At 72.3% G+C, this 21,247-nt stretch carries 17 protein-coding genes; 1 reads left to right on the top strand and 16 read right to left on the bottom strand.

Annotated elements, in window-relative coordinates; translation table 11 throughout:
* Positions 1–402: 402 nt before the first annotated feature.
* From SCWH03_RS06355 to SCWH03_RS06340, 4 genes are all read right to left on the bottom strand, one after another.
* Positions 403–918 carry a GNAT family N-acetyltransferase gene (locus SCWH03_RS06355; RefSeq protein WP_173263143.1) on the bottom strand — a complete coding sequence of 172 codons (516 nt, stop codon included), beginning with the start codon at positions 916–918 and terminating at the stop codon, positions 403–405.
* Positions 915–1,856 carry an RluA family pseudouridine synthase gene (locus SCWH03_RS06350; protein WP_173263142.1) on the bottom strand — a complete coding sequence of 314 codons (942 nt, stop codon included), beginning with the start codon at positions 1,854–1,856 and terminating at the stop codon, positions 915–917. The genes SCWH03_RS06355 and SCWH03_RS06350 overlap by 4 nt, the downstream gene beginning before the upstream one ends.
* Positions 1,857–2,044: 188 nt before the next feature.
* Positions 2,045–2,605 carry a signal peptidase II gene (gene lspA / locus SCWH03_RS06345; RefSeq protein WP_173263141.1) on the bottom strand — a complete coding sequence of 187 codons (561 nt, stop codon included), beginning with the start codon at positions 2,603–2,605 and terminating at the stop codon, positions 2,045–2,047.
* Positions 2,606–2,708: 103 nt separating this feature from the next.
* Positions 2,709–4,097: a TraR/DksA family transcriptional regulator gene (locus tag SCWH03_RS06340; RefSeq protein ID WP_173263140.1), complete on the bottom strand. Its 1,389-nt coding sequence runs from the start codon at positions 4,095–4,097 to the stop codon at positions 2,709–2,711.
* A 578-nt stretch (positions 4,098–4,675) separates the two neighbouring features.
* Here SCWH03_RS06340 and ileS point away from each other — a divergent pair.
* Complete coding sequence (gene ileS / locus SCWH03_RS06335) at positions 4,676–7,864, top strand: isoleucine--tRNA ligase (protein ID WP_173263139.1); 3,189 nt, start codon at positions 4,676–4,678, stop codon at positions 7,862–7,864.
* A 163-nt stretch (positions 7,865–8,027) separates the two neighbouring features.
* Here ileS and SCWH03_RS06330 read toward each other — a convergent pair whose 3' ends face one another.
* The 12 genes from SCWH03_RS06330 to SCWH03_RS06275 all read right to left on the bottom strand — a co-directional run bounded on the left by SCWH03_RS06330 (position 8,028) and on the right by SCWH03_RS06275 (position 21,244).
* Complete coding sequence (locus SCWH03_RS06330) at positions 8,028–9,152, bottom strand: DivIVA domain-containing protein (RefSeq protein WP_173263138.1); 1,125 nt, start codon at positions 9,150–9,152, stop codon at positions 8,028–8,030.
* A 50-nt stretch (positions 9,153–9,202) separates the two neighbouring features.
* A complete protein-coding gene (locus tag SCWH03_RS06325; protein ID WP_017947448.1) occupies positions 9,203–9,499 on the bottom strand; it encodes a YggT family protein in 297 nt (98 codons plus the stop codon).
* Between the two features lie 78 nt (positions 9,500–9,577).
* Positions 9,578–10,225, bottom strand: coding sequence for a cell division protein SepF (locus SCWH03_RS06320; protein WP_173263137.1), 648 nt, complete (start codon positions 10,223–10,225; stop codon positions 9,578–9,580).
* A 134-nt stretch (positions 10,226–10,359) separates the two neighbouring features.
* A complete protein-coding gene (locus tag SCWH03_RS06315) occupies positions 10,360–11,079 on the bottom strand; it encodes a YggS family pyridoxal phosphate-dependent enzyme (protein ID WP_173263136.1) in 720 nt (239 codons plus the stop codon).
* Positions 11,076–11,801, bottom strand: coding sequence for a peptidoglycan editing factor PgeF (pgeF, locus tag SCWH03_RS06310; RefSeq protein ID WP_254076594.1), 726 nt, complete (start codon positions 11,799–11,801; stop codon positions 11,076–11,078). Before pgeF ends, SCWH03_RS06315 begins: the two co-directional genes overlap by 4 nt.
* A gap of 28 nt (positions 11,802–11,829) precedes the next feature.
* Entirely contained in the window at positions 11,830–13,035 is a 1,206-nt protein-coding gene (ftsZ, locus tag SCWH03_RS06305; RefSeq protein ID WP_173263133.1) for a cell division protein FtsZ, read from the bottom strand.
* Between the two features lie 280 nt (positions 13,036–13,315).
* The gene (locus SCWH03_RS06300) at positions 13,316–14,116 is read right to left on the bottom strand and encodes a cell division protein FtsQ/DivIB (protein WP_173263131.1); all 801 of its coding nucleotides are present in this window, start codon (positions 14,114–14,116) and stop codon (positions 13,316–13,318) included.
* A gap of 21 nt (positions 14,117–14,137) precedes the next feature.
* A complete protein-coding gene (gene murG / locus SCWH03_RS06295) occupies positions 14,138–15,226 on the bottom strand; it encodes an undecaprenyldiphospho-muramoylpentapeptide beta-N-acetylglucosaminyltransferase (protein WP_173263130.1) in 1,089 nt (362 codons plus the stop codon).
* A gap of 6 nt (positions 15,227–15,232) precedes the next feature.
* Positions 15,233–16,546, bottom strand: a complete 1,314-nt coding sequence (ftsW, locus tag SCWH03_RS06290; RefSeq protein ID WP_371872626.1) for a putative lipid II flippase FtsW — start codon at positions 16,544–16,546, stop codon at positions 15,233–15,235.
* A 614-nt stretch (positions 16,547–17,160) separates the two neighbouring features.
* Positions 17,161–18,744, bottom strand: a complete 1,584-nt coding sequence (gene murD / locus SCWH03_RS06285) for a UDP-N-acetylmuramoyl-L-alanine--D-glutamate ligase (RefSeq protein ID WP_173263125.1) — start codon at positions 18,742–18,744, stop codon at positions 17,161–17,163.
* Positions 18,741–19,811, bottom strand: coding sequence for a phospho-N-acetylmuramoyl-pentapeptide-transferase (mraY, locus tag SCWH03_RS06280; protein ID WP_109293083.1), 1,071 nt, complete (start codon positions 19,809–19,811; stop codon positions 18,741–18,743). The genes murD and mraY overlap by 4 nt, the downstream gene beginning before the upstream one ends.
* Positions 19,808–21,244 carry a UDP-N-acetylmuramoyl-tripeptide--D-alanyl-D-alanine ligase gene (locus tag SCWH03_RS06275; protein WP_173263122.1) on the bottom strand — a complete coding sequence of 479 codons (1,437 nt, stop codon included), beginning with the start codon at positions 21,242–21,244 and terminating at the stop codon, positions 19,808–19,810. The genes mraY and SCWH03_RS06275 overlap by 4 nt, the downstream gene beginning before the upstream one ends.
* Positions 21,245–21,247 lie beyond the last annotated feature (3 nt).

The raw sequence follows: 21,247 nt of genomic DNA, 5'->3' as shown, positions 1-21,247 counted from the left end.
CCTGCGACGATCACCGTGTCCAGCGTGCCATGCGTTTCACCGGATTCGTCCGTATACGCACGGCGCAACCGTCTGCTGAATGCCCGTCACCGGACCGCGCAACCCGCCTCAGGGCGGCACCTGCGGAACCGGCCCGGGCACGAAGGAACATCGGAACACGACCGAACCCGACGACGACCCACCGCAGCGGAACCCCGGCGGGCCGGCACGCGACACCCGCGGACCCCGCAGGCCCGGGATGCAGGCTCCGGCTGCACAGACCCCGCGGGCCCTGCGGCCCCCGCCCGGGGACCGCCGGGCGTACGGCGCGGCCCGCGAGGCACCGCGGGCCCTGCGGCCCGCGCCCGGGGCGTTCGACGGGGCTCCAGCCGCGCCGGCCGCGGGCCGCCCAGTGACTCACGCTCAGAGCGCCCGGCGCATGGCGCGGTGAGGGATGCCCGCGTCCGGGAACTCCGGGCCGTAGGCCTGGTAGCCCAGCCCCTCGTAGAACCGCAGGGCATGGGTCTGCGCGTGCAGGTCGACGGCGGAGAGCCCGCGCCGACGGGCCGCGGACTCGATCGCGCTGACCAGCGCCGCCCCGACGCCGCGACCGCGGGCGGCCCTGGTCACCGCGAGACGCCCCAGCGAGCCGACCGACGGGTCGCCCCCGGTCTTGCCGGCCGCCGCGGGACCGTACAGCAGCCGCCCCGTGCCCAGCGGGCCCTCCGGGCCGACTGCCAGAACGTGGATCGTGTCCGCGCCCTCGGCGTCGAACCCGTCGTACTCCATCTCCTGCGGTACTCGCTGTTCGACCACGAAGACCTCCTTGCGCACCGCGAAGCACGCCGCTCGGTCCCCGGGATCCGTCACCTCACGGACCGTGTAGCCGCAAGGGGTGCCGGGCGACGGCGGGAGCCCCGCTTCCGGCTGCCCGCTCATGCGCTCTCCGCGGCGATCCGGTCAAGCGCCGTCTGGAGGTCCTCCGGATACCCGCTGGCGAACTCGACCCAGCGGCCGTCCGCCGGGTGCTCGAAGCCCAGGCGCACCGCGTGGAGCCACTGCCGGGTCAGCCCCAGCCGCCGCGCCATCGTCGGGTCGGCGCCGTAGGTGAGGTCGCCGACGCAGGGGTGGCGGTGCGCGGCCATGTGCACCCGGATCTGGTGCGTACGGCCGGTCTCCAGCTTGATGTCCAGCAGCGAAGCGGCACGGTACGCCTCGACCAGGTCGTAGTGCGTGACGGAGGGCTTGCCCTCCGCGGTCACGGCCCACTTGTAGTCGTGCTGGGGATGGCGGCCGATGGGCGCGTCGATCGTGCCGCTCAGCGGGTCCGGATGGCCCTGCACCAGCGCGTGGTACCGCTTGTCCACCGTGCGCTCCCGGAACTGCTGCTTCAGCAGGGAGTACGCGCGCTCCGACTTGGCGACCGCCATCAGCCCGGACGTGCCGACGTCCAGCCGGTGCACGATGCCCTGCCGCTCCGCCGCACCCGATGTCGAGATCCGGTACCCGGCAGCGGCCAGTCCGCCGATCACCGTCGGTCCCGTCCATCCCGGGCTCGGATGGGCCGCCACCCCGACCGGCTTCACGACCACGACGATGTCCTCGTCGTCGTGCACGATCTCCATGCCCTCGACCGGCTCGGCGACGACCCGCACGGGCGCGGGAGCCTGCGGCATCTCGACTTCGAGCCAGGCTCCGCCGTGCACCCGCTCGGACTTGCCCACGACCGAGCCGTCGACCTGGACCTTGCCCGCGGCCGCGAGCTCTGCCGCCTTCGTCCTGGAGAAGCCGAACATGCGCGATATGGCGGCGTCGACGCGCTCGCCCTCGAGGCCGTCGGGAACGGGCAGGGTGCGGGTTTCGGGAATCGTGCTCACCCGTCGAGTATGCCCTGCCGGTCCCGGTGGCCGGGCCCGCCTGTGGACAACCCGCCACCGCCCGCGGGGCGGGGCCGCCGCCGTCCGGCGCCTGCGGCCGCACGGCGGAGGGTCGTCCTCGCGACGGAAACAGGGCCGACGAGCCGATCGGCGCGGTCCGGGTCCCTGCGGACGGCGCCGATGCGGTCTCAGTCCTTGTGGACGGTGCCGTCCGGGTCCAGACCCCGGAACGACAGGATCACGATGAGGATGCCGCCGCACACGATCGCCGAGTCCGCCAGGTTGAACACGGCGAAGTGCTTCGGCGCGATGAAGTCGACGACCGCGCCCTCGAAGACCCCGGGCGAACGGAAGATCCGGTCCGTGAGATTGCCGAGCGCCCCTCCCAGCAGCAGGCCCAGCGCGATGGCCCAGGGAAGGCTGTAGAGCTTGCGGGCCAGCCGCACGATCACCACGATCACCACCGCCGCGATGATCGTGAAGATGATCGTGAACGCCTCGCCGAAACCGAACGCGGCACCGGGATTGCGGACCGCCTGGAACGTGAGCCAGTCACCGATGACCCGGATCGGCGGGTGGTGCTCCAACTTCGCGACGACCAGCATCTTGCTGGCCAGGTCCAGCACATAGGCCACGGCCGCCACCGCGAGCAGGGTGGAGATCCGGCGCCCGCCCCCGGGCCGCTCGGCGGGAGCCGCGGCCCCGTCGTCTACGTCCGGCGTACCGATGATGCGCTCCGCCTCTGCCACGTGAGTCCCTCAACCTAGGTGCCGACTGGTCACGAGGGTACGGCACGTCCATGGCGCACCCGGCTGCGGACACCGTGCGGACGGGCCGGAGCCGGCTGCGGGGTCAGCCCCGCCGCTCCTGCCTCTGCTTGTCCTCCACACACAGGGTCGCCCGGGGGAAGGCCTGCATCCTGGCCTTACCGATCGGCTTCCCGCACACCTCGCACAGGCCGTAGGTGCCCGCGTCCAGACGGTGCAGGGCCCGCTCGGTCTGCTCGACCATCTCACGGGAGTTGGCGGCCAGCGCCATCTCGTGCTCCCGCGTGATGTTCTTGGTACCGGTGTCGGCCTGGTCGTCCCCCGCCCCGTCCCCGGAGTCCCGCATCAGACCGGTCAGCGCCTCCTCCGAGTGGCTGATCTCGGCCAGCAGCCGGGCCAGCTCACTCTCCAGCCCGGCACGCGCCTCGGCGACCTCCTCCGGCGTCCACGGGTCCTCCCCCGGCCGTACCGCGAGGTCCCCCGGCGCCGCGGCGACACGGGTCCCGGGCACGGGCGGCGCGGCGTCCTCAGCGGCCGCAGCGGACCCGCTCGCGCTCTTCTTGGCTGCCACCGTCCTGGCTCCTGTCTGCTCCGCGGCCTCGACCGCTTCCTCGGCCGCCCTGGCGGCCTTCCCGACGCCTGCCCTCGCAGCCGCCTTCCTGCCGGACGCGGCCTTCCTCCCGGCCGCACTCCTCCCTGCTGGTGCCTTCCCCGCAGCGGTCACCTCACGGGTCTCGGGCTTCTTCCCGGCCTCAGCCCTCTTCCCCGCAACGGTCGTCCTCCCGGCCGCGGCCTTCTTCCCCGCAGTGGTCTTCCTCCCGGCGGCGGTCTTCTTCCCGGCCGGTGCCTTCCCACCGGACGCGGCCTTCCTCCCGGCCGTGCTCTTCCCCCCACCGGACGCGGCCTTCTCCGCCACCGCCTTCTTCGCCGCCGCCTTGCCCCCGGCGGCCGTCTTCTTCGCCGTGCCGCCCTGCTCTCCGGCCGCGGCCCCGCCCGCGCCCGCAGCCCTCGTCCCCGCGGCCGCGCCCCGCACCGCGCCGGCGCGCTCCGAGCCGGTGCCCGTCTTCGCCGCCGCCCGCGCCGTCGCCCTTCTCGCCGTCGTGCGGCCCGGTGCCTTCGCCGGCCCGGCGGTCGCTCCACCGCGCCCCACCGCACCCCCGGCCGGCTGCTCCCCGGCAGGGCCCTTCGGGCTCCGCGCCGCCACGGCCCGCCCCTCGCCCGCGGACCGGGCCGTGGCGGACCGCTCGGCCGCCGCCGTACTCTTCCGCGCGGTGTTCCTCGCGGGCTCCGCCGCGGCCGCGGCGGAGCCCGCGGCGTCCGCGTGCGCACCGGAGGCGCCCTCTTCGGCCGTCCTCCCGGCGGTCTTCTTCGCGACGACGCGCTTTCTGCCGTTCGTCTCCTTGGCCGCCGCCCCCGCAGCGGCGGTGGACCTTGCTGACGCCGTCTTCTTCACGGCGGTCTTCTTCGCCACCATGGCCGCGGCCCCTTCACATATTGTGATCTTGCTCGCGCATCGTGCTGGGACGATAAATCGACCCCAGCGCCGCGGCAACGGGGCACGCCGCTCATCCGGCCCGCCCCGCGCCTTCCCCAACGCGAGCCTGCATCCGTTGTGCCCAGCTCCCCGCCCCCTAATCCGCCGGGTGCGCGCCGCCGGGAACCGGCCCGGCCCCGTGTGGCCATTCGGGTCATGCGCAGGCCCGGTCCCCGGCCGGTCCCCCGCCCGGGAAATCCGGTCGGCCCCGCGGCTGCCGGGCCCGTACACTGGGCGAAGCGAAAGGCGTGGATGGGGACGAGTAGTGCCGTAGGCGGCCATGAGCGACCCGGGGACGGTGAGAGCCCGGGGGCGAGCGCGGTGCGAAGGATCACCCCGGAGCCGCCGGAAGAACGCCCGCACGCAGACCGGGGCCAGTAGAGCCGGCATCGCTGCCCCAATGAGGGGGCTCCCCGGCCGCGCGCCGGAGGGCCAAGGAGGGTGGTACCGCGGGAGCGCAGCGCATCGGCTCTCGTCCCTCCGACGGAACAGAGACACTCCGTTGGAGGAGCCCGCACATGACGCCGCCGCACTACCGCCAGGTACCAGCCCAGGTCGACCTGCCCGCGCTCGAGCGCGCCGTGCTCGACTTCTGGCGCGAGAACAAGGTCTTCGCCAAGAGCCTCGACCAGTCCGAGGGCCGCCCCGAGTGGGTCTTCTACGAGGGTCCGCCCACGGCCAACGGCATGCCCGGTGCCCACCACATCGAGGCCCGGGTCTTCAAGGACGTCTTCCCGCGCTTTCGGACCATGCAGGGCTACCACGTGGCCCGCAAGGCGGGCTGGGACTGCCACGGCCTGCCCGTCGAACTCGCCGTCGAGAAGGAACTCGGCTTCAACGGCAAGAAGGACATCGAGGCGTACGGCATCGCGGAGTTCAACGCGAAGTGCCGCGAGTCGGTGACCCGCCACACCGACGCCTTCGCCGAGCTGACGACCCGCATGGGCTACTGGGTCGACCTCGACGAGGCCTACCGGACCATGGACCCGGAGTACATCGAGTCCGTGTGGTGGTCCCTGAAGGAGATCTTCGGCAAGGGCCTGCTGGTACAGGACCACCGCGTCGCCCCCTGGTGCCCGCGCTGCGGCACCGGCCTGTCCGACCACGAGCTGGCGCAGGGCTACGAGACCGTCGTGGACCCGTCCGTCTTCGTCCGCTTCCCGCTGACCTCGGGCCCGCTCGCGGGCGAGGCGTCGCTGCTGGTCTGGACGACGACCCCGTGGACGCTGGTGTCCAACACCGCGGTGGCGGCCCACCCCGATGTCACCTATGCGGTGGTGTCGAACGGCGAGGAGCAGCTCGTCGTCGCCGAACCGCTGCTGGAGAAGGTCCTCGGTGGTGGCGCAGCCCCCGGGCCCGAGGGTCCGGGGGAGGGCTGGCAGGCCACGGGCCGCACCTTCACCGGCTCGCAGATGGAGCGCTGGGGCTACCGCCGCCCGTTCGGGCTCGTCGACTTCCCGGCGCCCGCGCACTACGTGGTCAACGCCGAGTACGTGACCACGGACGACGGCACCGGACTGGTCCACCAGTCCCCCGCCTTCGGCGAGGACGACCTCAGGGTCTGCCGCGCCTACGGGCTGCCCGTGGTGAACCCGGTCCGCCCCGACGGCACCTTCGAGGAGGACGTACCGCTCGTCGGCGGCGTCTTCTTCAAGAAGGCCGACGAGGCCCTCACCGAGGACCTGGCCGCCCGCGGCCTGCTCTTCCGGCACGTCCCGTACGAGCACAGCTACCCGCACTGCTGGCGCTGCCACACGGCGCTGCTGTACTACGCGCAGCCGTCGTGGTACATCCGCACCACCGCGATCAAGGACCGGCTCCTCGCGGAGAACGAGAACACCAACTGGTTCCCGGAGTCGGTCAAGACCGGCCGGTACGGCGACTGGCTCGACAACAACATCGACTGGGCCCTTTCGCGGAACCGCTACTGGGGCACCCCGCTGCCGATCTGGCGCTGCGAGGAGGACCACCTCACCGTCGTGGGCTCGCTCGCCGAACTGAGCGCCCTCACCGGGGAGGACCAGTCGGGCCTGGACCCGCACCGCCCGTTCATCGACGCGGTCGTCTTCGACTGCCCGCAGTGCTCCTCTACGGCCACCCGGGTACCGGAGGTCATCGACGCCTGGTACGACTCGGGTTCCATGCCGTTCGCGCAGTGGGGCTACCCCTACCGGAACAGGGAGGTCTTCGAGAAGCGCTACCCGGCACAGTTCATCTCCGAGGCGATCGACCAGACCCGCGGCTGGTTCTACACGCTGATGGCCGTCGGCACACTGGTCTTCGACAAGTCGTCGTACGAGAACGTCGTCTGCCTCGGCCACATCCTCGCCGAGGACGGCCGCAAGATGTCCAAGCACCTGGGCAACATCCTGCAGCCGATCCCGCTCATGGACCAGCACGGCGCCGACGCCGTGCGCTGGTTCATGGCCGCGGGGGGATCGCCCTGGGCGGCTCGCCGGGTCGGGCACGGCACCATCCAGGAGGTCGTGCGCAAGACACTGCTCACCTACTGGAACACGGTGGCCTTCCAGGCGCTGTACGCCCGCACCTCGGGCTGGGCGCCCTCGGCCGCGGACCCGGAACCGGCGGAGCGCAGTGTGCTCGACCGCTGGCTCCTCTCGGAGCTGCACGCACTGGTCGACCAGGTGACGCAGGCGCTGGAGGCGTACGACACCCAGCGCGCCGGCAAGCTGGTCTCGTCCTTCGTGGACGACCTGTCGAACTGGTACGTCCGCCGCTCCCGCCGGCGGTTCTGGCAGGGCGACGCGGCGGCGCTGCGCACCCTCCACGACGTGGTCGAGACCGTGACGCGGCTGATGGCCCCGCTCACCCCCTTCATCACCGAGCGCGTGTGGCAGGACCTCGTGGTCCCGGTGACGCCGGAGGCCCCGGAGTCCGTGCACCTCGCGACGTGGCCCGAGGCCGACCCGTCGACCGTGGACCCGGAGCTGTCCCGGCAGATGGCGCTGGTCCGCCGGCTGGTGGAACTGGGCCGTGCGACCCGCGCCGAGTCGGGTGTGAAGACCCGGCAGCCGCTGTCACGGGCGCTGGTCGCAGCCCCCGGCTTCGCATCCCTGCCGCCCGAGTTGCACGCGCAGATCACCGAGGAGCTCAACGTCTCCGCCCTGGCGCCGCTGACCGGTTCCTCCGCAGGACCCGCGGGCGGCGGTTCCCTCGTCGACACGACGGCGAAGGCGAACTTCCGGGCGCTGGGCAAGCGCTTCGGCAAGGGCGTGCAGGCCGTCGCCAAGGCCGTGGCAGCGGCGGACGCGGCCGGCCTGTCGCGGGCACTGCGGTCCGGTTCGGCCGTGATCGAGGTCGACGGCGAGCAGGTGACCCTCTCCCCGGAGGAGGTCATCATCACGGAGACGCCGCGCGAGGGCTGGTCGGTCGCCTCCGACCAGGGCGCCACGGTGGCGCTGGATCTGGAGATCACCCCGGAGCTGCGGCGGGCGGGGCTCGCCCGTGACGCGATCCGGCTGATCCAGGAGGCACGCAAGAACAGCGGTCTGGACGTCGCGGACCGCATCGCACTCCGGTGGTCGTCCTCGGACACCGAGGTCGCCTCTGCGCTCACCGACCACTCCGGGCTGATCTCCGACGAGGTCCTGGCGACGGACTTCGGGGCGGGCCAGGGCGACGACGCCTACGGACCGCCGTTCACGGACGAGGGGCTCTCCCTGACGTTCCGCCTCCGCAAGGCGTGACACGCACGCGCACCGCATCGAGGGTCCGGGCCCTTCGGGGTCCGGGCCCTTCGGGGTCCGGGCCCTTCGGGACGCACAACGGGTCGGGCCCGGGACCGAAGTCCCGGGCCCGACCCGTTGTGGCCTGCCGACGGCCGAGCGCGCTTCGCGCCCTAACCCGCCGTCAGTTGTCGTCCTCGTCGATGAGGAATCCGCGCATCGGCGACGGCGCCTGCTGCATCGGCTGCGGGCCGCCCTGCGGCCGGACCGGTGCCATCGGCTGGGTCATCGCGGGAGACATCTGCTGCTGACCGCCGTAGGACGGGGCGCCGCCCATGCCCTGGTTGCCGCCCATGCCCTGGTTGCCACCGAACGACGGGGCGCCGGCACCGGCCGGAGCCATCGAAGGGGACGGGGGCAGCGAGGCGGCCGCCGGCGTCCGCGGCGGGGCCAGCGAGTCGTCGGCCTGGGTCTCCAACTGGCGCAGCTGGCTCTCCAGATACGACTTCAGGCGTGTGCGGTACTCGCGCTCGAAACCGCGCAGGTCCTCGACCTTGCGCTCCAGCGTGGCGCGTGCGGACTCCAACGAGCCCATCGCGACGCGGTGCTTCTCCTGGGCGTCCCGCTCCAGCGCGTCGGCCTTGGCGCGGGCGTCCCGCTCCAGGCCCTCGGCGCGCGACCGGGCCTCGCCGACGATCTTGTTGGCCTCGGAACGGGCTTCCGCGATCGCCTGGTCGGCGGTCTGCTGGGCCAGCGACAGCACACGTGCGGCGCTGTCGCCGCCCGGGCCCTGGCCCGGCAGCTGGGGACCGCCGTGACCGCCCATCGGACCACCCATCGGGCCACCCATGGGACCGCCCTGCATCGGGCCGGGCCCCATCGGCCCGCCCCCCGGATGCCCTTGGGGGTGACCCTGCGGATGCCCCTGAGGATGCCCCTGAGGACCGTGACCACCGTGACCACCGGGACCGGCCGGCAGCTGAGGAGCACCACCGGGCAGCTGGGGCGGACCCATCTGCGGGGGCTGCTGCTGGACCGGGGGTCCGGATATGGCGGCGGGGACGGGAGCGCCGGGACCGCGGCCGTCCTGCGGCTCCGGCGGTTTGCGCATTCCCTGCTGCTGGTTCTGAGCGGCCGCCCGGGTCGCCGCCGCCAGCTTCGCGCGCAGGTCCTCGTTCTCCCGGAGGAGGCGCGTCAGCTCGGCTTCGACCTCGTCGAGAAAGGCATCGACCTCGTCCTCGTCATAGCCTTCTCGGAGGCGGACGGTCGTGAACTGCTTGTTCCGCACGTCCTCGGGGGTCAGCGGCATCTCTTACTTCACCTCTACGTAGTCGTCGGCAGTCGGCAAGACCGTACCGTTCACATCCCTCTCCCCACGCTGCTCACGACGGAGATCAGGATGTAGACGATGATCATCAGAACGAAGAAGGACAGATCGAGTGCCACGCCCCCGAGACGCAGCGGCGGGATGAACCGCCGCAGAAGCTTGAGTGGTGGATCGGTGACAGTGTAGGTGGCCTCCAGGACGACCACCATCGCCCTCCCGGGTTGCCACGAGCGGGCGAACTGGAAGACGTAGTCCATGACCAGTCGGAAAATCAGCACGATGAGAAAGCACATCAGAGCGATGTAGATCACCTGCAGTGCAACGCTCATCCCGCGCTTCCCTCTCCCCTGGCTCTCATTGTCCGGCCTTGCGGCCGGGTCGTTCCCTCGGTCGCGCTCTGGCTCGTTCTAGCTCTGGTTGAAGAACCCGCCCTCTGCGATGCGGGCCTTGTCCTCCGCCGTGACGTCGACGTTAGCAGGCGAGAGGAGGAAGACCTTCTGAGTCACCCGCTCAATGCTGCCATGGAGACCGAAGACCAGCCCTGCCGCAAAGTCGACAAGTCGCTTCGCATCGGTGTCGTCCATCTCGGTCAGATTCATGATCACCGGGGTGCCCTCACGGAAGTGTTCCCCGATGGTACGGGCCTCGTTGTAGGTCCGCGGGTGCAGAGTCGTGATGCGGTAGGGCTCCCGCTCGGACACAACCTTGGGCATGATCACCGGTGCGTTCTTCTCCAGACTGGGACGTTCGGGTGTGATGGATGCCACGGGGGCGATTCGCGCCGGACGTCCGGATTCCGCGGCGAGCTGGGCCGCCGGCGGCGGGGTCGCGGCAGCCGGTCGCGGCGCCGGCTCCCGCGGGGCCGGCGGCTGAACCACGCGCACCGGCTCCTCCCGTTCCACCTGGTGCGGGGGCTGGTGCCGACGGCGGTCCCGCTCGGGCTCCGGCTCCATCTCGGGTTCGAAGTCGTCGTCGGGGTCGAATCCCCGGCCGTCGTAACCATCGTCCTCCACGAGGCCGAGGTAGACCGCCATCTTGCGCATCGCGCCGGCCATTCTCTGAGTCCTCCGCTCTGTGGTGGATCGGCTTCGTCCGGCTACGTCACCAAGTACCCGCGATCCACACGGCCCGTCCGCCGTTCGACGGAAATGACCATATTTTCTACTGTGGTCCGACTTGCTTCGCGACGTTACCCGAGCCGAGGTCGGACTCCGAGTACCGCCGTACCGACGCGCACATGTGTCGCTCCGGCCGTCACGGCCTGCTCGAGGTCCCCACTCATCCCCGCGGACACCATGTTCGCAGCCGGATGGTTCGCGCGCACGCGGGATGAGAATTCCCTCAACCGCTCGAAAGCCGCCTGTTGACGCCCCGCGAACGGACCCGAGAGGGGGGCGACCGCCATCAGCCCGCCGAGCCGGAGACCCGGCGCCCCGTCCACGGCGGCGGCCAACTCCTCGATGCCGTCCGGCGCCACGCCGCCGCGGTCGCCCGCCGCACCGGCCTCCGCGTCGAGGGCGACCTGGACGAGGCAGCCCAGTTCGCGTCCGGCGCGTACCGCCGCTGCCGAAAGGGCGCTTACCAACTTCAAGCGGTCGACCGACTGCACGACATGGGCATAACCGGCGACGGAACGGGCCTTGTTGGTCTGAAGCTGACCGACGAAGTGCCAGTCGAGCGACAGATCCGAGCAGGCGGCCGCCTTCGGGGCCGCCTCCTGGTCCTTGTTCTCGGCCACGTGGCGCACCCCGAGTTCATGCAGCAACCGGACATCGCTCGCCGGATAGGTCTTGGTGACCACGATCAGCGTCACCTCTTCCCGCCCGCGCCCGGCAGCGGCACAGGCGGAGGCGATACGTTCCTCCACCCGCGCCAGGTTCTCGGCGAGTTCGGTCCTGCGCTCGGTCATGCGTCGTCTTCCTCGCCGTCCAGCCAGACATATCCGGCGAGCCGCCCGGTGGTGCGGTCGCGCCGGTAGGAGAAGTGGTCCCCCGATTCCCGTGTGCAGACAGGCGACGCGCTCCGGTCGCGCACACCGAGCGCCTCGAGCTGCGCGTGCACTCCCGCCACGACGTCCACGGCGGGGGTGCCCCAGGCCGTCTCGGCCCACGCCGCCGGCTCGGCCCGGGCGACCTCCGCCCGCATCGCCGGTGGCACTTCGTAGCACCGCCCGCAGACCGCGGGTCCGGTCCGGGCGGTGATACGGGAGGGGTCGGCGCCGAGCGCGACCATCGCCCCGACCGCCGCCGGCACCACCCCGGCGGCCATCCCCGGGCGTCCGGCGTGCGCCGCGCCCGCCACACCGGCGACCGGGTCGGCCAGCAGCACCGGTGTGCAGTCGGCGGTGAGCACCGCGAGCGGGACACCCCGCCGGGCGGTGACCACCGCGTCGGCGGCGGGAGCGTCCCCGCCGGTCCAGGGGCCTTGGACGACGGCGACCTCCCGGCCGTGCACCTGGTTCATCCAGACCACGAGCGCCGGGTCGACGCCCAGCCGCCCGGCCGCGAGTTCCCGGTTCGCACGCACGGCGGCGGGGTCGTCACCGACCGCGCCGCCGAGATTGAGCTCGTCGTACGGAGCGGCGCTCACCCCGCCCCACCGGTCGGTGAAGGCGAAATGGGCGCCGCCCACTCGGTTGTGCTCCGCTATCACTTCACGATCACTTCAGGAAGTCCGGGACGTCCAGCTCCTCCGCCGAGCTGTCGTACGGCCGGGCGGGCGGTACCTGCGGAGTGGCGGTCTGCGGTACGGAGATCTCCTTCGCCGCGGGGGCCGGCTCGGAGGGGGCGGACTCCTCACGCGGTGTCCCGGTCCCGAGTCCGCCGAGGGAGCGCGGCGGCTCCGGCCGGGGCACCGGGGCGGGCTCCTCGCGCTTGGCGGAGGCGGCGCCGATCACATTGTCACGGCGGACGGGGGGCTGGCCGCCGTCGAACCCGGCCGCGATGACGGTGACCCGCACCTCGTCGCCCAGCGCGTCGTCGATGACGGCACCGAAGATGATGTTGGCCTCCGGGTGAGCGGCCTCGCTCACCAGCTGGGCGGCCTCGTTGATCTCGAACAGACCGAGGTCGGAGCCGCCGGAGATGGAGAGCAGCACGCCGCGGGCCCCGTCGATGGACGCTTCCAGCAGCGGTGAGGAGATCGCCATCTCGGCCGCGGCCACCGCCCGGTCGTCGCCGCGGGCCGAGCCGATGCCCATCAGGGCGGAGCCGGCCTCGGACATCACCGACTTGACGTCGGCGAAGTCGAGGTTGATGAGGCCGGGCGTGGTGATGAGGTCGGTGATGCCCTGGACGCCGGAGAGCAGCACCTGGTCCGCGGACTTGAACGCGTCGAGCACGCTGACCTGGCGGTCCGAGATGGACAGCAGCCGGTCGTTCGGGATGACGATGAGCGTGTCGACCTCCTCGCGGAGCTCGGCGATGCCGTCCTCTGCCTGGTTGGCGCGACGGCGGCCCTCGAAGGTGAAGGGCCGGGTGACCACGCCGATGGTGAGGGCGCCGAGCGAGCGTGCGATGTTGGCCACGACGGGCGCGCCGCCGGTGCCGGTGCCGCCGCCCTCGCCGGCGGTGACGAAGACCATGTCGGCCCCCTTGAGGACCTCCTCGATCTCCTCTCGGTGGTCCTCTGCCGCCTTGCGACCGACGGCCGGGTTGGCTCCGGCCCCGAGGCCGCGGGTGAGTTCGCGGCCGACGTCGAGCTTGACGTCGGCGTCGCTCATCAACAGTGCTTGCGCGTCCGTGTTGATCGCGATGAACTCGACGCCCTTGAGACCGACCTCGATCATTCGGTTGATGGCATTGACACCACCGCCGCCGACACCGATGACCTTGATGACTGCGAGGTAGTTCTGCGGTGCTGCCACGTCGAAGGCCTCTCGCCTCGAGTTACGAGTCGCCACTTCGCGGTGGTGGCCGCGCCGCGACGACGGATGCCGATTGGGACGGTCCGAAATGCCGACCCGAACCCTAACGTTGAAGTTTAGGGTTACCAGTGTCCCTGCTTCCTGGACTCTCTCGGACGAGACACTAAGTCGACACATGGCGTGCGTTCAACGAACACGCCGAACCTCCCGTTTTTCTTTTCACCCTATGTGATCAGCCGTTGCGCTGACCAACCAGGGTGCTGGCCTGCGCAGATGTGCGTCAACTCGCCGACACCGCAGGGGCGGTGGGGACACTGACGTCGAAGCGGCCGGCCCGGGGGGCGGCTTTCAGCAGGGCGGCCAGCGCACGGGCCTTGAGTTCGCCGTCCTCGCTGCTGCCCCACATCACCTCGCGGTTCCGCGTCAACTTCAGAGTAAGCGAATCGTACGAAATGACTTGCACACTCCGGAGATCCTTGACGATCGGACCGGGGAGCCCGGAGACGGCCAGGGCCGCCTCCTTCAGCAGGCGCTGCCCTCCGAACCGAGGGGCACTCGAGGGCTGATCCACCGCCAGTGCCACCAGGGGCACCCCCTCGGGCGCCTTGTCGACGGTGGCGAACCGGACGCCCTTCGCGTCGACTTCGACGTACCGGGCGCCCTTGCGCATCAGCAGGACCGGTTTCCGCTCCGTCACACGCAGTTCGACGCCGTGCGGCCAGGAGCGCTCCGCCTCGACCGAGTCGATCCGCGCGAGCCGGCCGCGGAGCCTGTCCTCGACCCCTTGCAGGTCCACGGAGACCAGGGGGCCGCCGAGCGGGACACCGGCCGCCAGCTCGACCTCACGGGGCGTCAGGATCCGGGTGCCGGACACCTCCACGCGCTCCGCGCGGAGCCAGGAGGAGCCGTACAGCACCCACAGGCCGCCGCCGGTGAGCACGGCGGCGGCGAGCAGGGAGACCAGCAGCCGGGGCGCGGGAAGCCGGCGGCGCCGCGGAGCCGGTCCCCTGCGGTCCCGGCCGGCGGGCGGCCGTCCGCCGGGCTTGCGCGTGCCGCGTTCGGCGGTCGTCGGTCCGGCCATGCTCCCTGCCCTTCGCCGTGCCTATCGGCGTGAGGCGATCGCCTCGTAGACCATGCCGACAAGCAGATCGTCAGCGTCCCGGCGCCCGAACTCGGAGGCGGCGCGGGACATCTCGTACAGCCGGTGCGGATCGGCGAGCACCGGGAGCACCTGGTCCTGGACCCACTCGGGAGTGAGCTCGGCATCGTCGACCAGCAGTCCGCCGCCGGCCTTCACCACGGGCTGCGCATTGAGCCGCTGTTCGCCGTTGCCGATCGGCAGCGGTACGTACGCGGCGGGCAGGCCCACGGCGGAGAGCTCGGCGACGGTCATGGCGCCCGCGCGGCACAGCATCATGTCCGCGGCGGCGTACGCGAGATCCATCCGGTCCACGTACGGTACCGGGAGGTAGGGCGGCATCCCCGGCATGTGGTCGACGTGCGGCAGTTCGTTCTTCGGCCCGACCGCGTGGAGGATCTGGATGCCGGAGCGCTGGAGCAGCGGAGCGACCCGCTGGACCACCTCGTTGAGCCGGCGCGCGCCCTGCGAACCGCCGGAGACCAGCAGGGTCGGCAGATGGGGGTCCAGCCCGAAGGCGTCCCGCGCCTCGGGCCTCACCCGGGCGCGGTCGAGGGTGGCGATGGAGCGGCGCAGCGGGATCCCGATGTAGCGGGCGTCCCGCAGCTTGCTGTCGGGCGTGGACACGGCGACCGCGGCCGCGTACCTGGAACCGATCTTGTTGGCCAGTCCCGGGCGGGCGTTGGCCTCGTGGACGACGATCGGCACCCCGAGCCGCTTGGCGGCGAGGTACCCGGGCAGGGCGACATACCCGCCGAAGCCCACGACGGCATCGGCCTTGGTGCGCTCCAGGACCTGCTCGGCGGCCTTGATGGTGCCGCGCAGCCGGCCCGGGACGGTGATCAGCTCGGGCGTCGGCCTGCGCGGCAGCGGCACCGCGGGGATCAGCGCCAGCTCGTAGCCCCGCTCGGGGACGAGCCGGGTCTCCAGGCCGCGCTCGGTACCGAGGGCCGTGATGCCCACCGTCGGATCCTGCCTCCGCAGGGCGTCCGCGAGGGCGAGCGCGGGCTCGATGTGGCCGGCGGTCCCCCCGCCGGCGAGTACGACATGCACCGAAATTCACCGCTCTCCGGACGGACGCTTCTTGACGCGCCGTCTCATCGTCTTCCATCTCGTCCCGGGCCGCACGGCCAGGGCCGCCTTCGCCGCGGGGTCCTCCCGCGCGAACGCGATCAGCAGTCCGACCGCGAACATGGTCGGCAGCAGGGCGGAACCCCCGTAGGAGAACAGCGGGAGGGGGACACCGGCGATCGGCAGCAGCCCGAGCACCGCACCGATGTTGATCACGGCCTGGGCCGTGATCCAGGTGGTCACACCTCCCGCGGCGTACCTCACGAAGGGGTCCTCCGTGCGTCCGGCCACGCGGATACCCGCATAGCCTAGAGCCGCGAACAGCGCGAGCACCGACAGTGTCCCCGCGAGGCCCAGTTCCTCCCCGGTGATGGCGAAAATGAAGTCGGTGTGCGCTTCGGGTAGTTGGCCCCATTTTTCCACGCTTGCCCCGATTCCCGAGCCGAACCATCCGCCGGAGGCGAGGGCGTAGATCCCGTGCACGGCCTGCCAGCAGCTGTCGTCCGGGCCGGGGTCGGTGGCGCCGACGCACTGGAAGCGGGAGATCCGGTGGGGGTTGGTCGCGATCAGGATCGCTCCGATCACCGCCGCGACGGACAGCACGCCCACGAACAGCCTCGTGGGAGCGCCTGCCAGCCAGAGCAGGCCGAAGAGGATCGCGGTCAGGATGATCGCGGTGCCCATATCACCGCCGAGCATGATCAGTCCGAGCAGGGTGAAGGCCACCGGGACGAGCGGGACGAGCAGGTGCTTCCACTGGGCGAGCAGCCGCCTGTCATGCTTGCGGGCCAGCAGGTCGGCGCCCCAGAGGATCAGGGCGAGCTTCCCGAACTCGCTGGGCTGGAGCTGGAAGGGCCCGCCGAGTGAGATCCAGTTCTGGTTGCCGTTGATCGACTGCCCTATCCCGGGGATCTGCACCAGGACCATCAGGCAGGCGCTGACGACGAGGATCGGGTAGGCGAGGGCGCGATGGAGCCGGAGGGGCATCCGGGAGGCGATCAGCAGCAGCCCGGTGCCGATGACGGCGGCCAGGAACTGCTTGCGGAAGAAGTACGAGGACGGCAGCGAGTACTTCAGTGCCGTGATCATCGAGGCGGAGTAGACCATCACCAGGCCGAGCACGGTGATCAGCAGGCCGGCGCCGAGGATCACGTAGTAGGCGGTCAGGGGGCGGTCCCAGGCCCGGCGGGCCTGCTCGTACAACTGCCGCAGCCCGCCGCCGCGGGGCGGGCGGGATCGGCCGCCGCCCCGGGCCCTGCCGTACGCGGGCCGCGGCGGCGACCCGGCGGTCCTGCCGCGCAGCGCGACTCCCGGCAGCGCGACTCCCGGCGACGCGACTCCCGGCAGCGCGGCTCCCGGCGGCCCGGCGAGGGCGGGCGCGGGCGCCAGGCTCCGGCCGAGCGCGCGCACACGTTCGGCGAGCGGCTCGCCCCGAACGGCCCGGACGCGGGGCCGTCGGGCCGCCCCGGCGCCCGGGGCACTGCCGGTGACCGCGGGCGCAGTCGGTCCCCCGCCCGCGGCCGGGCCGCTGCCCGCCGCGGCACGGTCCGGCGCCGCGGCAGCCGTGCCTTGCGACAGCCGGCCCGGCTCGGGGGAAGGGGACCGGGCCGAAGCCGGGCGGACCCCGCAATCCGGGACACCGCGACCGCCGACGGGCCGCCCCGAAGCCGGGGCACCGGGGCGGGACGGGTCCCCGGCGCCGGGACGACGGCCGTCCGAAGCACCGGGGCAGTACGGGTCCGGGGCACCGGAGCGGGACGGGTCCCCGGCGCCGGGACGACGGCCGTCCGAAGCACCGGGGCAGTGCCGGTCGGGGCGGGACGGGTCGGGTGTCGCGGTCGCGTCGGGTGGCATGTCGCCGTCCCCTCCAGGTCGTGGCCCGCGCCGCCGGGTCGTGACGGCGGGGCCAGGGCCGGTCAGGTGCGCTCGGCGGCGAGGGCGCGGACCGCGTCCGCGAACGCCTCGCCTCGCTTGTTGTAGTTGGCGAACATGTCCATGGAGGCGCAGGCGGGGGCCAGCAGGACCGTGTCCCCGGGCCGCGCGAGCCGGGCCGCCTCGCGGACCGCCGCCGACATCGCCCCAGTGTCGGTCCGGTCGAGGTCGACCACCGGGACCTCGGGGGCGTGTCGCGCCAGCGCTTCGGCGATCAGCGCCCGGTCCGCGCCCATCAGCACCGCGCCGCGCAGCCGGCCGGCGGACCTGCCGACGAGCTCGTCGAACGTCGCTCCCTTGGCGAGACCGCCCGCGATCCAGACGATCGGCTGGTAGGCCGCCAAGGACGCTTCCGCGGCATGGGTGTTGGTGGCCTTGGAGTCGTCCACGTACGCGACGCCTCCGACGTCGTCCACATGCTCGATGCGGTGCGGGTCGGGCCGGAACGCCCGCAGCCCGTCGCGTACCGCGGCAGCCGGGACCCCGAAGGCGCGCGCGAGGGCGGCCGCGGCGAGGGCGTTGGCGATGCTGTGCGGGGCCGGGGGACCGGCGCCCGCCCCCCGGGAGGAGGACGCGGAGATGTCGGAGACCTCGGCGAGTTCCTGCGCCTGCCGCTGCCGGTTCTCGACGAAGGCGCGGTCGACGAGGATGCCGTCCACGACGCCGAGCTGCGAGGGGCCGGGGGTGCCGAGGGTGAAGCCGACGGCTCGGCAGCCCTCGACGACGTCCGCCTCCCGCACCAGGGCCTCGGTGGCCGGGTCCGCCGCGTTGTAGACGCAGGCGACCGTGTTGCCCTCGTAGATCCGGCCCTTGTCGGCGGCGTACGCCTCCATGGAGCCGTGCCAGTCCAGGTGGTCCGGGGCGAGGTTGAGGACGGCGGCGGAGTGGGCGCGCAGGGAGGGGGCCCAGTGCAGCTGGTAGCTGGAGAGCTCGACGGCGAGCACGTCGTACTCCTGCTTTCCCCCTCTCTCCGCTTCCGCGCCTTCCGCGCCTCCCGCCCCTTCCGCGCCTTCCGTGCCTTCCGTGCCTTCCTTCACTTCCCCGAGCACCGCATCCAGCAGCGAGACCCCGATGTTCCCCACGGCCGCGGTCTTCAGCCCCGCGGCCGTCAGGATCGAGGCGAGCATCCGCACGGTCGTGGTCTTGCCGTTGGTGCCGGTGACCGCGAGCCAGGGTGCCGCCCGGCGGCCGTCCGTCCCGCGCAGCCGCCAGGCGAGCTCGACGTCGCCCCAGACCTCGGCGCCCGCCTCGGCCGCCGCGGCGAAGAGGGGCTTGCCGGGATTCCAGCCGGGCGCGGTGACGACCAGCTCGGTGCCCTCGGGCAGGGTGGCTCCGTCGCCGAGCCGGACGGTGATACCCGCCCGCCCGGCGCCGCGGCCGCCGGGGGCGCTGTGCGCCGCCCCCCAGGACTCCAGCTCCGCCGCCTGGCTCCGGGCGCGCTCGTCGTCGCGGTCGTCGACGACCGTGACGACCGCGCCGAGGCCGTGCAGGACGCGGGCGGCCGGGATGCCGCTCACGCCCAGCCCGGCGACGGTGACCTGCCTGCCCTGCCAGCCCCGGATGCTCACTTCTCGGCCGCCCAGCCCGCGTAGAAGATGCCCAGTCCCACGATGACGCACATGCCCTGAATGATCCAGAAACGGACCACCACCAGGACTTCGGACCATCCCTTGAGTTCGAAGTGGTGCTGCAGCGGGGCCATCCGGAAGACGCGCTTCCCGGTGAGCCGGAACGAGCCGACCTGGATGACCACGGACATGGTGATCAGGACGAACAGGCCGCCGAGGAGTGCCAGCAGCAGCTCGGTACGGGAGCAGATCGCCAGGCCGGCGAGTGCGCCGCCGAGCGCCAGGGAGCCGGTGTCGCCCATGAAGATCTTCGCGGGGGAGGTGTTCCACCAGAGGAAGCCGAAGCAGGCGCCCATCAGCGCGGAGGCCACGACCGCGAGGTCGAGGGGGTCGCGCACCTCGAAGCAGGCGGCGGGGTTGGTCAGGGTCATCGCGTTGGCGCAGGACTCCTGGAACTGCCACAGGCCGATGAAGGTGTACGCGCCGAAGACCATGACGGAGGCGCCGGTGGCGAGGCCGTCCAGGCCGTCGGTGAGGTTCACGCCGTTCGACATCGCGAGGATCATGAACAGCGCCCAGACCACGAACAGCACCGGCCCGATCGACCAGCCGAAGTCGGTGACGAACGACAGCTTGGTGGAGGCCGGCGTGTTGCCCCGGTTGTCCGGGAACTGCAGTGCCAGTACCGCGAAGGCGATGCCGACGATCAGCTGGCCGGCCATCTTCGCCTTGGCCCGCAGGCCCAGCGACCGCTGCTTGACGATCTTGATGTAGTCGTCGAGGAAGCCGACCAGTCCCATGCCGGCCATCAGGAACAGCACCAGCAGCCCCGGGATGGTCGGGTCCTCGCCGGTGATCACCTTGGTCAGGGCGTACGCGATCAGCGTGGCCAGGATGAAGGCGATGCCGCCCATGGTGGGCGTGCCCTTCTTGCTGCCGTGGCTGCGCGGACCGTCGTCCCGGATGAACTGGCCGTAGCCCTTGCGGGCCAGCAGCTTGATCAGCAGCGGCGTACCGATGAGCGTCAGGAAGAGCCCGATGGCTCCCGCGAAGAGGATCTGCCTCATCGGCCGGCGACCTGCCCCTCGGCCGGACCGGTCCGCGCGAGCAGCGCCTCGGCGATCCGCTCGAGCCCGGCCGACCTGGAAGCCTTCACCAGCACGACGTCTCCCGGGCGCAGCTCTCTGCGCAACAGGTCGACCGCCGCCTGCGCGTCGGACACGTGCACCGACTCCTCACCCCACGAACCCTCGTTATATGCGCCCAGTTGCAGCCAGGACGCTTCCCTGCCCCCGACCGCGACGAGCTTGCTGACGTTGAGCCGGACGGCGAGCCGTCCGACCGCGTCGTGCTCGGCCAGCGCCTCGCCGCCGAGCTCGGCCATCGGACCGAGCACCGCCCACGTGCGCCCCCCGGCCGCCTCGGCGGCCGTGCCCATGGCGGCGAGCGCACGGAGTGCGGCGCGCATGGACTCGGGGTTCGCGTTGTAGGCGTCGTTGACGATCGTGACGCCGTCCGGACGCTCGGTGACCTCCATACGCCAGCGGGAGAGGGTGCCGGCCTCCGAGAGCGCGGTGGCGATCTCGTCGACGGACATGCCCAGCTCATGGGCGACGGCGGCCGCGGCGAGCGCGTTCGACACGTGGTGCTCACCGTACAGCCGCAGGGTCACGTCGCTGCACCCGGAGGGTGCCCGAAGCAGGAACGCGGGCCGTCCGCCGGGCAGCAGGCGGACGTTCTCGGCGCGTACGTCCGCTTCGTCCGACTCCCCGAACAGCACGACACGTGCCCGGGTGCGGGCCGACATGGCGCGGACGAGGGGGTCGTCGGCGTTCAGGACGGCCACTCCGCCCGCTTCGGCCGGGGGCAGCGTCTCCACGAGTTCGCCCTTGGCCTGGGCGATCTGCTCGCGTCCGCCGAACTCGCCGATGTGGGCGCTGCCGACGTTCAGCACCACCCCGACGCGGGGCGGGGTGAGCTGGGTGAGGTAGCGGATGTGACCGATACCGCGGGCGCCCATCTCGAGGACCAGGAACCTCGTCTCTCCGGTGGCGCTGAGCGCGGTCAGCGGCAGGCCGATCTCGTTGTTGAGCGAGCCGGGCGTCCAGACGGTCGGCGCCTTGCGGCGCAGCACCTGGGCGATGAGGTCCTTGGTGCTCGTCTTCCCCGCGGAGCCGGTGAGGGCCACCAGGGTGGCGCCCAGGCGCCGCACCACGGCGCGGGCCAGGGCTCCGAGGGCCCTGGGGACGTCGTCCACCACGACGGCGGGAACACCGACGGGGCGCGAGGCGAGCACGCCGACCGCGCCTGCGGCGACCACGTCCGCGGCGTAGTCGTGGCCGTCGACGCGGGCGCCGGCGAAGGCGGCGAAGAGGCTGCCGGGCACGACCTCCCGCGAGTCGCGGACGACGGGCCCGGTGACGCATACGGACGGATCCGGTATGTCGTGCGGCCGCCCGCCCACGATGTCGGCGATCTCGGCGAGGGAGAGGGTGATCACGTA

This window comes from Streptomyces pacificus, assembly GCF_011766325.1.
Lineage (GTDB): Bacteria > Actinomycetota > Actinomycetes > Streptomycetales > Streptomycetaceae > Streptomyces > Streptomyces pacificus.
Note: the sequence above shows the minus strand (reverse complement) of the source record. Positions and strands in the feature narration are given on the sequence as shown.

Excerpts from the sequence above, each read along its gene's own strand:
- SCWH03_RS06355 (WP_173263143.1), bottom strand. The coding sequence starts at position 918 with ATGAGCGGGCAGCCGGAAGCGGGGCTCCCGCCGTCGCCCGGCACCCCT.
- ileS (WP_173263139.1), top strand. The coding sequence starts at position 4,676 with ATGACGCCGCCGCACTACCGCCAGGTACCAGCCCAGGTCGACCTGCCC.
- SCWH03_RS06315 (WP_173263136.1), bottom strand. The coding sequence starts at position 11,079 with ATGACCGAGCGCAGGACCGAACTCGCCGAGAACCTGGCGCGGGTGGAG.
- SCWH03_RS06320 (WP_173263137.1), bottom strand. The coding sequence starts at position 10,225 with ATGGCCGGCGCGATGCGCAAGATGGCGGTCTACCTCGGCCTCGTGGAG.
- SCWH03_RS06340 (WP_173263140.1), bottom strand. The coding sequence starts at position 4,097 with ATGGTGGCGAAGAAGACCGCCGTGAAGAAGACGGCGTCAGCAAGGTCC.
- mraY (WP_109293083.1), bottom strand. The coding sequence starts at position 19,811 with ATGAGGCAGATCCTCTTCGCGGGAGCCATCGGGCTCTTCCTGACGCTC.
- SCWH03_RS06300 (WP_173263131.1), bottom strand. The coding sequence starts at position 14,116 with ATGGCCGGACCGACGACCGCCGAACGCGGCACGCGCAAGCCCGGCGGA.
- SCWH03_RS06330 (WP_173263138.1), bottom strand. The coding sequence starts at position 9,152 with ATGCCGCTGACCCCCGAGGACGTGCGGAACAAGCAGTTCACGACCGTC.
- SCWH03_RS06325 (WP_017947448.1), bottom strand. The coding sequence starts at position 9,499 with ATGAGCGTTGCACTGCAGGTGATCTACATCGCTCTGATGTGCTTTCTC.